Genomic DNA, 15,505 nt, shown 5'->3' with positions numbered 1-15,505 from the left:
TTCCGAGCCTGAGCACGCCGTAGCCCCGGGCGTCTGCTGCGTGTTGCAAAGCGGCCAAGGGCGGTGGTGGCAGGCCGTCGAACAAGTCCTAGAGGCCTGCACGGGGTGGCCATGCTGGCAAGTAGACCTGCGAGATTCAACCGCTGGGCAAGAAAGGCAGGTGATCCGGGCGGTCCGCGAGGCCCAGAAACAGGCGCTCAGCGGGCCCCAGCCGACGCTGGTGGTGGTGCGGGCTGCTAGCGGCCTGCGGGAATACCAAGACGGTGACATCCACCTGATGGCCGTAGGGGAGCAGGTGGATGCCCAGGAGATCGCTGCCAAACTCATCTCCCTGGCCTACCCCAGCCGGGCTCAGACGGTGACTTTTACCGGCAGCTGTGGCGGGATAGGGGTCACCACCACCATCGCTTTGCTCGCCTTAGCCCTGGAACGCCAAGGCTTGTTAGTCGCGATCATGGATCTGGACCCCGCCGGTGGGCTAGACCTACGGCTGAGCGGTGAGTCGCTGCCAGGCCTGCGCTGGGCGGATCTGGACCCGCTGGAAGTCACCTTCCTGCCGCCCCTGCTGGTCGGCTCCCTGCCCCAGTGGCACGGCATCACGATTCTCACCGGTGATGCGCGCGGCGGACCCGATCCGCTGGCCAGCGCTGCGGCCCGGCAGGCTCTGGCCGCCCTGCACGACGTCGTCTTGGTGGATTTGCCGCGCGGGCAGGCACCTCCTCCCGGCAGCCTGCCCGTGTTGCTGACCAGCCTGGACCTGCGCCACGCCACTGCCGCCGAGGCCCTGGCCCGCCAACTGCCTCCGGAGACGGCGGGGCTACTGCGCCTGCTGCTGCGCAGCGATGGGCTGGATTTAGAGGTGGCCGAGCTGGAAGAAATGACTGGCGGGGCACTGCTGGGGGCGATCCGTTACGACCGTTCCGTGGTCCAACGTCAGGAACGTGGGGAAGACCTGAGCTTGTGCCGCGGCGGTGTAATTCGGGACCTTAACCGCCTGGCTGAGGTGCTGAAAGACCTGCTGGAGCCCTCCGCGCCCAGAGCTTTGGAGGCGGTGCCATGACTCCCAAGTTCCGCAGAAGCGCCAAAGGGGCAGTGGACGGCGTCGAGGATACGGGCGGGGCTATGGGTGAGGGCGGAGCTGTGGGCGCCACAGGGCAGGGCGGCGGCCTGCGCCAGGCTCGCAGTGAACTTGCCCGCGGCGCCTCCCTGCCCCAGGCGCTTCTGGCCGCTGCTACTGCTGGGGCTGGCGCCACCAGCATCGTGCGCCTGTCCACCGAGCTGCGTGCCGACGTCGAAGGTGCCGGGCCGGTGCTGCAACCCCTCCTGGAGACCCCGGGGGTCACCGACGTGCTCGTAGGCGGTGGACACACCTGGATTGACCGGGGACAGGGACTGGAGGAAGTGCCCGGTGCAGCCCTGGCTGAACCGCAGGTGCGGGCCCTGGCCGTGCGCATGGCTGCCTCTGCGGGGCGGCGCCTGGACGAGGCCAGCCCCGTCGTAGACGCCACCATGCCCGACGGCACCCGCCTGAACGCTGTCCTGCCACCGCTTTCTGGGGACGGCACCCTAATCTGCCTGCGCACTAGCCGCAGGCGCGCCTTCACCCTGGCAGAGCTACGCAAGGCCGGGACTGTCCCTGCCGGACTGGACCAGGTGCTGGCAGCACTGGTGGAGCAGCACGCCTCCTGCTTGATAACCGGAGCCACCGGCACCGGCAAGACCACCCTCCTAGCGGCCCTGCTAGGACTGGTGAGCCCCACCGAGCGCATCGTGTGCATTGAAGAAGCCAGCGAACTGCGCCCCAACCATCCACACGTCATCCACCTGCAGGAGCGAGGGGAGAACGTCGAGGGCGTGGGAGCCGTGCCTATGAGCTCCCTAGTGCGCACCGCTATGCGCATGCGCCCCGACCGGATCGTGCTGGGGGAGTGCCGCGGCCCCGAGGTGCGGGAGGTTCTCTCTGCCTTAAACACCGGGCATGAGGGCGGTTGGGCCACCCTGCACGCCAATTCACCGGCGGATGTGCCAGCGCGGCTCACCGCCCTGGGGGCGCTCGCGGGCATGAGCGAACATATGGTCAATGCGCAGGCAGCCAGTGCCTTAGACGCGGTGGTGCACCTACGGCGGCTAGCTGGCGGTTTACGGGTGGTGCAGTCCGTGGGGCTGCTTTCCCGGTGCGATGGCGAGCTGGTCTGCCAGGAGGCTTTGGTGCGGGGCCCGGCAGGGTATGGGGCCGGTACTGCGGTGGCAGGGCTGGCGGAGCGGATTGGGCAGGCGCCGGTCCAGGCGGCACTCACGCAGCAACTGGTGCTGCCTGCAACACCCCCGGTTCCGTTGCCGCTAATGGCTGCGCCCGCGTCTCCGTCTCCTCCGCGGGAGCCCTTGGCTCCGCCACCGCCGCCTTCACAGGTGTTCTCACAGGCGCCACCCGCGAGCGTACCTTCCCCGCCTCCGCCACCTCTGCCGCCGAGCGCATCCGGGCCAGCCGATTTAGGGCACGCTCATGCCTGATTTGCAAGTGTTGACAGCGGCGCTGTTTGTAGCGCTGGGGGTGGCCGTGGCTTGGCGGCCGCCGCGCCGCGAGCGGGCGGAACTGCCGGGGCCACGCCCGGCGTCCCGGCCAGCCATCTGGCGCCAAGCTTGGCGATCTTCCCGGCGCCAAGACGTAGATCTAGGCATGGTGTTGGTGGAAGTCTCCACGCTTTTGCGCTCGGGGGCACCGACGCCGTCGGCCTGGCAGCGGGTGCTAGCCCGCCGGGGACTGTTGGAATTAGAACCTGAACTGGAAGCAGCCTCGGCAACGCAGCAGGACGGTGTGCCCGCGGCGTTGCTGGCGCTCGCTCAGGCATCACCGCGCAGTTGGTGGCCCCGCTGGGAGGGCGGGCGCCCCCACTGGCGGCCACCCTGGCCCCGGCGTCGGGTGGAAACGCAGGTGGCGCAGCAGCAGGCAGCCCGGGGTGCTGTGGCGGCCTGCCGTCTAGCCCACAGCATCGGTGCGCCCCTTGCTGGGGTGCTTGAGTCGGTGGCCGGAGCGGTCTCTGAAGCCGGGCGGGCCCAAGCCAGCCGGGACACCGCCTTAGCTGGTCCGCGTAGCTCGGCGCGGCTGCTGGTAGCGCTCCCCCTGGCCGCGCCGCTGCTGGGGGAGGCAGTTGGCGCAGACCTATGGGGATTCTTCAGTTCCGGGCGCTTAGGGGCACTGGTGTTGGTGGCAGGGGTGGTGCTGATTCTGCTTGGGCACTGGCTTACTGCGCGGCTGCTGGCAGCAGCTCAAGCGGAGCCCGTGGATGAGGCGCTTGGCCTGGATTTGGCGCGGGCCGCGCTGCTGGCCGGGGCCACGGTTCCGGGAACCTTGGCGGCGCTAGGGGCAGCGTTGGAGGAGGGCTGCCTGACGGTCGTTTCTCGGGCCTTGCTGCTGGGCTCTGACTGGGATGAAGCCTGGCAGGTGGCCGCCGAGCTTGACGGTGGCGCTCCAGGCAATCGGTGGGCCCGAGCCGAGGGGCAGCTGGCCGAGTGTCTGCGAGTGTCCTGGGAGGAGGGAGCTTCACCCCTGCCACTGTTGGAACGGGCGGCTTGCACTGTGCGGGACGGGCGGGCGGCCTCGGCCCAGGAGGCGGCTGAGCGCCTGGCTGTGCGTCTGGTCTTGCCGCTCGGCCTGTGTCACCTGCCCGCTTTCGTGCTGCTGGGGGTGGTGCCGGTGGTGCTGGATATTGGTGGGCAGATGCTGCACGGTGGCTGAACCGGCGACGTCGTCGGGAACCTGTGCAGCGGTGGCTGTGCTCGTGGCCAGATTCCGGGGCTTGCATGGCAGACTGGGAGCATGGCTATTCCTGCGAAGCTCCTCAGCCGGGACGAGGTGGTGGTGCGTCATATGCACCGCCACTGGAAGGTCCTGCTGTGGCGCTACCTCTCCGTGCTGCTCATGATCATCGTGGCGACGGCGGCCACGATTCTCCTGCCAGATGGCGACTGGCGCCGCTGGGTGGTCCTGGCTATCTGGGTGCTGCTAGTGGTGGTGACTATCCCGGTGCTGCTGGTGCCGTGGATCAAGTGGATTAATGAGACCTTCACTATCACCACCAAGCGGGTCATTACCCGCAAGGGTGTGTTCAACAAGATCGGGCATGACCTGCCGCTCTCGCGCATCTCTGATGTGCAGCAGGAGCGGAGCATGTCGGACCGCTTCTTCCACTGCGGCACCCTTAGCTTGCAGACCAGCGCTGACGACCCGCTGCTGCTGGACGATATCCCGGACGTTCAGATGGTTCAGGTGGAGATTTCCAACCTGCTGTTCCATGACGTTCAAGGGGCCATCGACGCCGATCCCAACGCTTGAGGCTGGTTAAGGTTTAACGCCAATGGGGGCGGCTTAGCATTCACTAAGCGCCCCCATTGACAGGATTTTGGCCTCAGCCCAGGGCTTCTACCACGGCCACCGCCTGGGCGGCGCCCTGGAGGGTGGCGGCGATGCGCACGGCCTCCCAGATCTGCTCGGTGCTCAAGCCCTCCTGGCGGAGGTTGGCGTCATGCGCTGCAACGCAGTGCTCGCAACCATTGATGGAGGATACGGCCAGCGCCCACAGCTCGAAGTCCGCCTTCTCAGCTACACCACCATTATTCGCGATGATGTTCATCCGCAGGCCCATGCGCTCATTGGTGTAGGCATCCCCCAGGAAGTGGCGGGTGCGGTAAGCCACGTTGTTCATCCCCATGATCGTGGCTGCGCCCAGTGCGGCAGAGACGGCCTGCTCGCTCAGGTGCTGCTTGGCCTCCTCGGCCACCTGCACCAGCACCGACTCATTGCGGGTGGCGGCGGCGCAGGCCAGGATGGTGCCCCATAGTTGTTGTTCCGTGAGGCTGCTGGAACGGGTCAGGGCGGACAGGTTTAAGGACAGGTCCTTGGCCCACTCGGGAAGTGCTTCACGCAGAGTAGCGATCGTCATATCTCAGCCCTTCATCTCGTTGAGAGCGTCAATGGTGGCGGCGCCAGCCTGCCAGTTGCAGGCACACAGTTCGTCGGACTGTAGGGCGTCCAGCTGGCGCAGCACCTCCTCGGTGTTGCGGCCCACGCTGCCAGCGTCCACGCAGACGAACTGGATGGTGTTGTTGGGGTCCACGATGAAGGTGGCGCGGTCACAGACGCCGTCGGCGTTGAGCACACCCAGTGCGGTAACCAGCTCGCGCTTGAGGTCGGCGGCCATGGGGAAGGGCAGGTTCTGTAGCTTGTCGTGGCTGCGGCGCCAGGCGTAGTGCGTGTACTCGTTGTCAGTGGAGATGCCGACGACCTCGCAGTCGCGGTCCTTGAACTCCTCGTAGAGGTCGCCAAAGGCAGCGATCTCCGTGGGGCACACGAAGGTGAAGTCCTTGGGCCAGAAGAACACGACGCGCCAGGTGCCCGCGGGGACCTGGCTGGAGACGGTGGTGAAGTAGTCCTCTGGTTTGCTGGCCTCGACGTCCTTGAGGTTGCCCGCGACGACGGCGGGGAGCTCATAGGCGGGGAACTGGTCGCCGATGGTGAGTACTGGCATGGGGTGCTCCTTCGCGTGATCGGGCCGGGTCTTGGTGGTGCCCGGCAGGTGGGATGACTCTAAAGCAGAACGTAAGCTGATGCAATAATTAAAATATCTTGGAATAAGCAATACCTATTAAACGCTTTGCCACTGCTTAGCTAAATGTTCCGCCGTTCAGTGTGTTGCGGAAAACATCTCTTGCACTTGGTGCAATGCTGCACTGAGTGCAAGACTCCTCTTCCGTGACCAGCAAGACCACTCTGCGGCAGACGCATAACCGCCGCACCGACGCCGCGATCCGCGCCGCAGCCTTCGCCATAGCAGCAGAAAAGGGCTACGACGCCACCACCTTCGACGACGTCGCCGCCCTGGCCGGCGTCTCGCGCCGCACCGTGTTCAACCACGTCTCCTGCAAGGCCGACCTCTTCCTAGAAGACTCCCTGGTCCCCACAGCCGAGGCCGTCGCCAGCTTCACGGCAGGCGGCGGTTCACTCCTGGCAGATCTCACCAAGCTAGTGGCCGCCGGCGTACGCGCCACCGAAGGGGAGGGGGTGCAGGCCCAACTGCACCGCGCCCGCGTCCGCCAAGTAGTCGTCCTCATGCGCCAGAGCTCCGAGCTCAAACAAGCCCTCCAACTAAAGATGTGCGCCTTCACCGAAGGGCTGCACCAGGCCGCCGCCCAGCGCCTGAACCTGCCAAGCACAGACCCGCGCGTGCGCGCCGTCGCTCACCTGGGAACCGCCTTGCAGCGCGCCGCCATCGACCGCTGGATTGAAGCCGACGACGACGCCCTGCTGCTCTCTGCGGCCGTGGTCGACGCCGCGGCTGCACTGGCCCAGGTGCTCGGCCTACCCGAGCCGAAGCCAGCCTCTTAAACCTCGGCCTGTTGCGCTCCCGGGCGCACCGGCCAGCAGCACGGCAGCCCGCCTCGGTCACAGTCAGTCACACCCGGGCCGCCGCCCCAAACCCACTAACCGCAAAAAGCAACGAAAGCACCGCATTGAGCACCACCGAGACCAAAACCGCGGAGAGCCTCGCCTTCCGCCCCGACCGCCGCTTCTGGGCGGTCTACGTATCACTCATGGTCGTCATGTTCCTATCCGCCATGGATCAGACCATCGTTGGCACCGCCCTGCCCACCATCGTGGGCGACCTGGGTGGCGCCAGCCATATGGCCTGGGTTATCACCGCCTACACCCTGGCTATCACCGTGGCTATGCCTATCTACGGCAAACTCGGCGACCTGGTGGGCCGCAAGAACCTCTTCTTGGTGGCCATTGCGCTGTTCCTCATCGGCTCCGCCCTGTGCGGCACCGCCGCCAATATGACCCAGCTGGTCCTCTACCGCGCCGTGCAAGGTCTGGGCGGTGGCGGCCTGCTGATCTCCTCCCAGGCCATCTCCGGCGACCTGATCCCGCCGCGAGTGCGCGGCACCTATATGGCCCCCATGGGCGCCATGTTTGGCATCGCCTCCGTGCTCGGCCCGATCATCGGCGGCTGGCTAACCGACGCCGTGTCTTGGCACTGGGTTTTCTGGATCAACCTGCCCCTGGGTGTGATCGCCTGGATCGCCGTCGCCGTTGTGCTGCACCTGCCCAGCCACCCGCTCACCGAGAAGATCGACTGGTGGGGCCTGGCACTCATGAACGCTGGCGCCGTCGCCATCGTGCTGGCCGCCACCTGGGGTGGCAACGAATACGCCTGGACCAGCCCCATAATCATCAGCCTGCTGCTTGGCGGCCTCGCCTGCTGGCTGCTGTTCGGCTGGGTGGAGTCCCGCGTGGCCGACCCGATCCTGCCCCTGGCCGTGCTCACTAACCGCAGCTTCGTCGTCTCCACGGTGGTAGGCATGCTGGCGATGGGTGGCATGGTGGGCTCCACTCTGTACCTGCCCACCTATCTGCAGATGAGTTACGGCTACTCCGCCACCGTCTCTGGTCTGCTCCTAGTCCCCCTGACTCTGGGCATGCTCGGTGGCGGCATCGGCTCCGGCATCGCCGTGACCCGCACCGGCAGGTACCGCATTTACCCGATTGTTGGGCCGCTTGTCACCGCCGCTGCCCTGGCCTGGATGAGTCTGCTGACCGCAAGCTCTCCGGTGTGGATGATCTCCGTCGCCACCTTCGTGATGGGCCTGGGGATTGGCGCGTTCTTCCAGCTGCTGGTCACGATCGTGCAGAACGACGTGCCCGCCAAGCACCTGGGCACCGCCACCAGTGGCAACAACTTCTTCCGCGAGGTAGCCGTGTCGCTAGGGGCTTCCCTAATTGGCGTGGCCTTCTCCACCAACCTGACCTCGGGACTCACTGAGAAGATGACCGCTTTGGCTGCCAGTGGCGATCCGGCGATTATGGGGACGCTGGCGCAGCTTCAGGGTGGGGAGTCGACGTCGCTGACCCCCGCCCTGGTGGCTCAGTTGCCCGGACCGCTGCACGATGCCGTAACTAGCGCCTACGCTGAGGCTCTCACGCCGGTTTTTGCGCTGATGGTGCCAGTTTTTGTGGCCACCTCCCTGGTGGCGCTGTGCTTCCGCAATGTGCCGCTGTCACAGGAGAGCGCCCTGGAGCAGATTGCCCACGAGCAGGAGGAGATGGTCGCTGAGAAGTCTGACCCGGCTGCCAAGGCTGAGCCGGCTGGGGCTGCTGAGCTGCAGAATGCTGCGGCAGTGGGCTGATTCGTGCCCATTAGGGTAGTGGAGAAATCCACTACTGCCTAACGGATTTTTCCACCATTGCCTAACGGATTTCTCCACTACCCTGTATCCTGAGGTTATGGCCGAATACCTGCCGCGGGTCATCGACGGCAAACTAAACACCGCCCTGCAGACCTCAGGGGCGGTGGTGGTTAAAGGTGCCCGCGCCACCGGCAAGACCCGCTCAGCCCGCCAACAAGCCACCTCTGAACTGGATCTAGACCGCGCTAGTTCACGCGCCACCTTGGCTCGCCAGCAACCCAGCACCGCCTTGGAAGGTGAGACTCCCCGACTCCTGGATGAGTGGCAGCTCGTTCCCGCCCTCTGGAATGAGGTCCGCCGCGCCGTGGACGACCGCCGCAGCCCCGGTCAGTTCATTCTCACCGGCTCCGCCGCCCCCAATGATGACGCCGCTCGCCACCCCGGCGCAGGCCGCTTCACCACCGTCACCATGCGCACCATGACTCTGGCGGAGACCGGCCACTCCAATGGCGCCATTTCCCTGGGCTCTCTGCTAAACGGTCACCTAGACGCCATCGTTGAGGCTGAGGTCAGCTTCTCCGACGTCGTCGAGCGGGTGGTCAATGGCGGCTGGCCTGGCTGGTTCGACCAAAGTGCCGCCACCTGCCGGGCGCGAGCGCACGCCTACCTGGAGGAGATCGCGGAGCATGACCTGCCAACGGTGGGTGGCTCCCGCCGCGATCCACGCCGCTTCCGCGCCTACCTGCGTGCCCTGGCAGCCCTGGAGTCCCAACCCGCCTCCTTCGCGGCCTTAACGCGGCGCATGCAGGACGAGTTCAGCGCCGCTGTGGGGCCTACCTCCGCCCAAACCATGCACGATGTGGCGGAGCGGATGTTCCTGGTGGAGGACCAGCCTGCCTGGTCCCCCCGCCTGCGTTCACGTCAGGCAGCCGCACAGGCCCCCACCCGCCACCTGGCCGATCCCTCCTTAGCTGCGAGCCTGCTAGATGCTGGGGTGGACCGTCTGCTGGCTGAGCCTGAAACGCTGGGATTCCTCTTTGAAAGCCAGGTGGTGCATGACCTGCGCGTCTATGCCCAGAGCCTGGGCACCCGTGGAGTCTTCCACTACCGGGACACGAAGGGCCGCGATGAGATCGACGTCGTTATTGAGGCGCAAGGCGGCAACTGGATTGGTCTGGAAGTAAAGCTAGGCGCTGCCCAGGTGGATGCTGCCGCCGCCAATCTGCTGCGGGTTGCTGCCAAGATTGAGCGCCCAGCAGCGGCGCTCGCCGTCGTCACCCCCACCGGTATTGCCCACCGCCGTGAGGATGGGGTCATGGTGGTGCCCCTGAGCGTACTGGGCGTGTGAAGGCCCCAGCGCCTCCACCTTGGGTCTGGCCGCCGGGTACCTTCGGCCCATGACCGCTGCTAATTCCAGCCCCGCACCCACCGCCACTTCCAGCCAGGCCCGGGCCCTTAGAACTGACCTGGAGGCCAGTGGTTGGGGTGTCGACGCCGTCGCCGCGCTGCTGGGACCGGTGGCCGACGCCGCTCTGCGCCGGGAGCAGCGCCTCCCCGCCCTGCGGGCCCTGGAGGCCCACAACACCAGCCGTCAGCAGGCCGGGCTAGGTCCCGACCCGGTAGCTACCCTCACCGCCCTGTTCATGCTCGGCCAGCCGGTTGCTGCCGCCCACCTGGACGCCGCCTGGCCCCGCACCGGCACCAGTGGCGCCTTGGCCATGGGCCTAGTGCACACCGCCGAGGCGGGGGCGGCCAAGGCAGCCAAGTCCGAGGAACGCACGGCGCCCACCACAGGCACCAGCGTGCGCGCCGCCGTCGATCTGCGCCCCCACGAGGCCACCGACGCCACCGGCGAGGTCCGCTGGTGGGTGGCCTCTGACCTAGGCGAGCTGGAGACTGGCCGTGAACTGGCCCCCGATCATGTGCTCGGCATCGGTGGCGCGGGCCTAACCTTGGCCTCCCTCACCCCGCGCCGCCCCGCCACCACCGCCCTGGACCTGGGCTGTGGCTGCGGCATCCAGACCCTCTACCTGCTGCGCCACTGCCAGCAGGTAACCACCACCGACATTTCCGCCCGGGCACTGAGCTTCACCGCTTTCAACACGGCCCTGGCCGGAGTGAAGCCAGGCCGCCTGGAACTCCTACAAGGCTCCTTCCTGGAGCCGGTGGCAGGCCGCAACTTTGACCTGGTGGTCACCAATCCGCCCTTCGTCATCACCCCACCAGCCGTCCGCGAGGCGGGTCTGGCGCTTATGGAATACCGCGACGCTGGAGGGCCAGTGTTGCCCACACTGGTTCCAGGACTCGGTGCGCATCTAGCCCCCGGCGGCACCGCCGTCATGCTCGGCAACTGGGAACACCACAGTGGCCAGGACTGGCGCGAGCGCGTATCCGCCTGGCTGCCAGAAGACACCGACGCCTGGGTGATCCAGCGCGAGCAGCAGGACCCCGTGGAGTACGCCACCATGTGGCTGCGCGACGGCGGTTCCACCCCCGAGCGGGACCGCACCGGATTCGAGGCGCGCCTGGGCGCCTGGATCGACGACTTCGCGGCGCGCAGCGTAGAGGCCGTGGGCTTTGGCTACCTGTTGTTGCACCGCCCTGAGCCGGGGGCACCCCGGGCGCCTTGGCGGGTGCTGGAGGAGGTCACCACCACCGGCACGGGCGCCTTGGGAGAGCATCTGGCTCAGGTCATGGAGGCGCGGAGCTGCCTGGCAGCCATGGATGACGACGCCGTAGCTGCCCTGCACCCCGTCGTCGCTGCCGACGTCACGCAGGAGCGCCACTTTAGGCCCGGAGACACGGACCCAGCAGTGATCCTCATCCGCCAAGGTGGCGGGCTGGGGCGCGTCATGCGGGCAGATACGGCGCTCGCGGCCCTCGTAGATGTGGCTGACGGGGAGCTGAGCGTGGCTCAGGTGGCCACTGCCCTGGCGGCGCTGAGCGGAGTGGAGGAGGAGCTGGCGGCCTTGCGGAATGAGTTGGTGGCGGCCACCCGTGAACTGTTGGGGGTGGGCATCCTGACTCTGGGTGAGGCTGGGTGAGGCCGGTCTTAGGGGCCTGCTTGTTTTTGCCGGCAGCTGGATGCGCAGTAGCTGGATTGTGGCTTAAGCGTGACGGCTCGCTCATAGGTCACAAGTACCAAGAACCTAGGAAGGACTCATAGCATCCTGCCCGTGACACCTCCCACCCAAGTGCCTGCGGTTCAGACAAGCTTGCGGAGCCAGCCAGGCCTGGTCTGTGCCCAGGCTGACCCCCTGGGCATCCCCAGGGAGTTGCCTGACCCTGCGGACACCCCCGCCGCTTCCAACTGGCACGGTGAATCGGGGATGCCGGAGCATGCTGGTGCAACTGAGCCGGTGGCGCCGTCCGTACTCCCCGCGCTGCCCGCCGCTGCGCCTGTGCGTCGGGTTTGGGCCGGGCTGCTGGCGCTGACTAGCTGGGCTGGCATGCTGGGGATTTGGGGTCTGCTGGTGCTCACTCGCACCGGCCAGCAAATGGAGCAGGCGGCCCTCACCGGTTCACTGATCGGGGCGCGCTTTGTGTCCGGGCACGCCCGCAAACTGCTGCAGATGATTACTCTGCCCGGCCTGGTGGTGATGATCCTGCTGGTGCTGGCTCTCGCCCTATGGCAAGGCAGACGACGGCGGGCGCTGTGGGCCGCTGGCGTCGTCATCGCGATTAACTTCTCCACCCAGTTCCTCAAGCACTGGGTGTTGTGGCGGCCCGAGTACGGGCTCTCACAGCGCTGGGACGGCGCCAACACCCTGCCTTCGGGGCACACTGCGGTGGCGGCCTCTGCCGCCGTTGCGCTGGTGCTGGTGGTCTCTGCCCGTTGGCGCCCCGCCGCCGCCTGGGCGGGGGCGCTGGTTGCTGCCGCCATCGGTTACTCAACGCTGGTGTGCCAGTGGCACCGCCCCGCCGACGTCATAGCAGCACTGCTGCTGGCTTTTGGGTGGGGTGCGCTGGCAGTGGCTGGGGGCTGCTGGAACGACGACCTCCCCACCTCCGCGAGCCGGAGACCGGCGCAGGTGCTGCTGGTGGCCGGGCTGCTGATGGGGCTGGTGGCGGCTCCGCTGGAACTGTGGACCTGGCAGGGCACGGCGGAAACTGCCTCCCGTGTGGATACTTTTGTGGCCTATACCGCTGGTTCGGCTGCCACCGCGGCCTTGTCCTGTGTGAGCATGGCGCTGCTGGTGCTCCTTTCTCGCGCCTCAGCGGCGCGTCTGCAGTCGGTGGACGAGCGCGGGCTGGAGCAGCTCTGAGCTCGCCTGGATGAGTGGTCTTGCTCAAGGTCCCGAGCCAGATCAGGAGCCGGTGGGTTACAGTCGGCCTGCCCCGTCCAGCGCGGTCGCTGCGCCTGGACCCATCCCCACGCCTTTGTCGTGCCCGCTAGGAAGGCCGTTGTGTCAACCAAGCTCGTGATCGTCGAGTCCCCCAACAAGGTGCGTTCTATCGCCGGATACCTCGGCCCAGAGTTCGACGTCGAGGCCTCCGTCGGGCATATCCGCGACCTCCCACAGCCTTCCGAGCTGCCTGCCACCATGAAGAAGGGCCCCTACGGGCGCTTTGCGGTGGATGTGGAGGATGGCTTCACCCCCTACTACGTCGTCAACCCGGATAAGAAGAAGACCGTCACGGCGCTTAAGAAGGCCCTCAAGGAAGCCGACGAGCTCTACCTGGCCACCGATGATGACCGCGAGGGGGAGGCCATCGCCTGGCACCTCAAAGAGGTCCTCAAGCCCAAAGTGCCGGTTAAGCGCATGACCTTCACGGAGATCACCAAGGAAGCTGTCACCCGCGCCCTTTCGTCCACCCGGGACATCGACATGGACCTGGTGGATGCCCAGGAAACCCGCCGCATCTTGGACCGGCTGGTGGGTTATGAAGTCTCCCCGGTGCTGTGGCGCAAGGTCCGTGCCGGCCTGTCTGCTGGGCGCGTGCAGTCGGTGGCTACCCGGCTGGTGGTGGAGCGGGAGCGCGAGCGCATGGCCTTCGTCTCTGCGGCCTACTGGGGGGTGGAGGCGGATTTCACCACTGTGCTCTCTAAGGTCGACGCCGTCGCCCGCCAGGACGCCACTTTCACCGCCCGCCTGGCCAGCCTGGATGGGCGCCGCGTGGCCACCGGTCGGGACTTCACTGACGCCGGTGAGCTCAGCGCCGCCGCCCGCAAAGCTCAGCTGATTCACCTGCACGAGGGTGGGGCTAAGGCGGTGGCTACGGCCATTGCTCGCGCCACGGCCAAGGTGGCCAAAGTGGAGGAGAAGCCGTACCGGCGTCGCCCCGCCGCCCCCTTCACCACTTCCACGCTGCAGCAGGAGGCCTCCCGCAAGCTGCGCATGAACCCGCGTGAGACTATGCGCGTGGCCCAGGGCCTGTACGAGAACGGTTACATCACCTATATGCGTACGGACTCCACGGTGCTGTCGGCGCAGGCGGTGGCTGCCGCCCGCGCCCAGGTGGCTGAGCTTTACGGCGCTCAGTACGTGCCGGCTAAGCCCCGGGTTTACGCCACCAAGTCCAAGGGCGCCCAGGAGGCGCACGAGGCGATCCGCCCAGCTGGAGACCATTTCCGCACTCCCGCCCAGGTGGCTAGTTCCCTGACTGGCTCACAATTCAAGCTCTATGAGTTGATTTGGAAGCGCACGGTGGCCTCCCAGATGGCTGACGCCACCGGTTCCACCGCCACCGTGCACGTAGAGGTGCCGATTGACGGCGTGCTGGGGGAGGCGCGCGACGCCGGGGCCACTTTCAAGACGGCCCAGCTGACCGCCTCTGGTACGGTTATCACCTTCCGTGGTTTCCTGGCTGCCTATGAGGAGGGCCGCGACGCTGAGCGCTACGAGGGCGCCGAGGGCGGCTCACGTGGCGGGGAACGGGAGGTGCGCCTGCCCGCGATGGTTGCGGGTCAGGAACTAGCTACTGAGCGGGCTGAGGCTGGTGGGCATGAGACCACGCCGCCGCCGCGCTACACCGAGGCTTCCCTGGTCAAGGCCCTGGAGGAGCGGGAGATTGGTCGCCCCTCCACTTATGCCGCCACTATGTCCACCATCTCGGACCGTGGCTACGTGGACCACCGGGGGCAGGCCTTGGTGCCTACTTGGCTGGCCTTTGCGGTGACCCGCCTGCTGGAGGAGAACTTCTCCGAGCTGGTGGATTACGACTTCACGGCGTCGATGGAACGCGACCTAGACCGGATTGCCGCCGGTGAGCTAGAGCGGGTGGCATGGCTGACGCGCTTCTACAAGGGGGCCGACGGCGTCGCCGGGCCTGCTGCTGGCGTTGGCGCTGACGGCGGTCACCTGGGGCTGGAGCAGATGCTCGCGGGCCTGGGGGAGATTGATGCTCGCACCGTGAACTCGGTGGAGATCGGCGAGGGTATCACCTTGCGTGTGGGCCGCTATGGCCCCTACCTGGAGGACACAGAGGGCAAACGCGCCAATGTGCCCAGTGACTTGGCTCCCGACGAGCTGACGGTGGCGCGGGCGCGGGAACTATTCGCGCGCGCTGCTGACGACGGCCGTGAACTGGGCGTGGACCCGGCCACGGGGCACACCATCATTGCTAAGGATGGCCGCTACGGGCCTTACGTCACCGAGGTGCTGCCCGAGCCGGAGACCTCGGCAGAGCCTGCGGCTGGGACCGCTGGAGACGCTGGGGCTGCCGCCGAGAAACCCAAGAAGCGCAGCACTAAGAAGGTCGCTGGGCCGAAGCCGCGCACGGCGTCTTTGTTCAAGAGCATGGAGCTGTCCTCCGTGACCCTGGAGCAGGCCCTGGACCTGTTGAGCCTGCCGCGTGTGGTGGGTCAGGACGCGGAGGGCGTGGATATCACCGCGCAAAATGGCCGGTACGGGCCCTATCTGAAGAAGGGTACGGATTCGCGTTCGCTGACCAGCGAGGAACAGTTGCTGACGGTCACCCTGGAGGAGGCGCTGGAGATTTTTGCCCAGCCCAAGACTCGGCGGGGGCAGGCGGCGGCGCGTGGGCCGCTGCGTGAACTGGGAACGGACCCGGTTTCTGGGCGTCCGGTGGTTATCAAGGATGGGCGTTTTGGTCCGTATTTCACGGACGGGGAGACGAATGTGACCCTGCGCCGCGACGACGATCCGGCCACGGTTACCCCGGAGCGGGCCTATGAGCTGCTTGCGGAGAAGCGCGCCAAAGGCCCAGTTAAGAAGCGCACCACCCGCAAGACCACGGCGGGAAAGAAGACGACTGCGAAGCAGACCGCCGCGAAGAAGGCGACGTCGGCTTCTAAGCAGGCTGCCGGAGCTAAGAAAGCTACGGGGACTAAGTAGCCTCTGGGGCATAAGACCAGCAGATA

Annotated in this window: 11 protein-coding genes and 1 pseudogene; 10 read left to right on the top strand and 2 right to left on the bottom strand. The window is 66.8% G+C overall.

Going from position 1 to position 15,505, the window contains the following annotated elements; translation table 11 throughout:
- The first annotated feature begins 160 nt into the window (after positions 1-160).
- The 4 genes and pseudogenes from DR039_RS09800 (at position 161) to DR039_RS09785 (ending at position 4,333) form a co-directional block, all read left to right on the top strand.
- Positions 161-1,060 carry a nucleotide-binding protein gene (locus DR039_RS09800; protein ID WP_111837175.1) on the top strand — a complete coding sequence of 300 codons (900 nt, stop codon included), beginning with the start codon at positions 161-163 and terminating at the stop codon, positions 1,058-1,060.
- Positions 1,061-1,122: 62 nt separating this feature from the next.
- A pseudogene (locus tag DR039_RS09795) lies at positions 1,123-2,295 on the top strand (TadA family conjugal transfer-associated ATPase); the annotation flags it as partial.
- Positions 2,296-2,503: 208 nt separating this feature from the next.
- Positions 2,504-3,736, top strand: a complete 1,233-nt coding sequence (locus DR039_RS09790) for a hypothetical protein (RefSeq protein WP_111837174.1) — start codon at positions 2,504-2,506, stop codon at positions 3,734-3,736.
- 81 nt (positions 3,737-3,817) lie between these two features.
- Positions 3,818-4,333 (top strand): PH domain-containing protein, encoded by a 516-nt coding sequence (locus DR039_RS09785; RefSeq protein WP_111837173.1) that lies wholly within the window; start codon positions 3,818-3,820, stop codon positions 4,331-4,333.
- Positions 4,334-4,406: 73 nt separating this feature from the next.
- Here DR039_RS09785 and DR039_RS09780 read toward each other — a convergent pair whose 3' ends face one another.
- Together DR039_RS09780 and DR039_RS09775 are read right to left on the bottom strand one after the other, a co-directional pair.
- Positions 4,407-4,940: a carboxymuconolactone decarboxylase family protein gene (locus DR039_RS09780; RefSeq protein ID WP_111837172.1), complete on the bottom strand. Its 534-nt coding sequence runs from the start codon at positions 4,938-4,940 to the stop codon at positions 4,407-4,409.
- A 3-nt stretch (positions 4,941-4,943) separates the two neighbouring features.
- On the bottom strand, positions 4,944-5,525 hold the full coding sequence (locus DR039_RS09775; RefSeq protein ID WP_111837171.1) for a peroxiredoxin: 582 nt from the start codon (positions 5,523-5,525) through the stop codon (positions 4,944-4,946).
- Between the two features lie 224 nt (positions 5,526-5,749).
- Here DR039_RS09775 and DR039_RS09770 point away from each other — a divergent pair, with 224 nt between their 5' ends.
- From DR039_RS09770 to topA, 6 genes are all read left to right on the top strand, one after another.
- Positions 5,750-6,382 (top strand): TetR/AcrR family transcriptional regulator, encoded by a 633-nt coding sequence (locus tag DR039_RS09770; protein WP_170166943.1) that lies wholly within the window; start codon positions 5,750-5,752, stop codon positions 6,380-6,382.
- Positions 6,383-6,588: 206 nt separating this feature from the next.
- Complete coding sequence (locus tag DR039_RS09765; protein ID WP_111837247.1) at positions 6,589-8,181, top strand: MDR family MFS transporter; 1,593 nt, start codon at positions 6,589-6,591, stop codon at positions 8,179-8,181.
- Positions 8,182-8,278: 97 nt separating this feature from the next.
- Positions 8,279-9,529 carry an ATP-binding protein gene (locus tag DR039_RS09760; protein ID WP_111837169.1) on the top strand — a complete coding sequence of 417 codons (1,251 nt, stop codon included), beginning with the start codon at positions 8,279-8,281 and terminating at the stop codon, positions 9,527-9,529.
- Between the two features lie 49 nt (positions 9,530-9,578).
- Positions 9,579-11,225, top strand: a complete 1,647-nt coding sequence (locus DR039_RS09755; RefSeq protein ID WP_111837168.1) for a DUF7059 domain-containing protein — start codon at positions 9,579-9,581, stop codon at positions 11,223-11,225.
- A gap of 132 nt (positions 11,226-11,357) precedes the next feature.
- A complete protein-coding gene (locus DR039_RS09750) occupies positions 11,358-12,446 on the top strand; it encodes a phosphatase PAP2 family protein (RefSeq protein ID WP_229116931.1) in 1,089 nt (362 codons plus the stop codon).
- 141 nt (positions 12,447-12,587) lie between these two features.
- Positions 12,588-15,479, top strand: a complete 2,892-nt coding sequence (topA, locus tag DR039_RS09745; protein WP_111837167.1) for a type I DNA topoisomerase — start codon at positions 12,588-12,590, stop codon at positions 15,477-15,479.
- Positions 15,480-15,505: the final 26 nt, after the last annotated feature.

This window comes from Actinomyces bovis (assembly GCF_900444995.1).
Classification (GTDB): Bacteria; Actinomycetota; Actinomycetes; order Actinomycetales; family Actinomycetaceae; genus Actinomyces; species Actinomyces bovis.
Note: the sequence above shows the minus strand (reverse complement) of the source record. Positions and strands in the feature narration are given on the sequence as shown.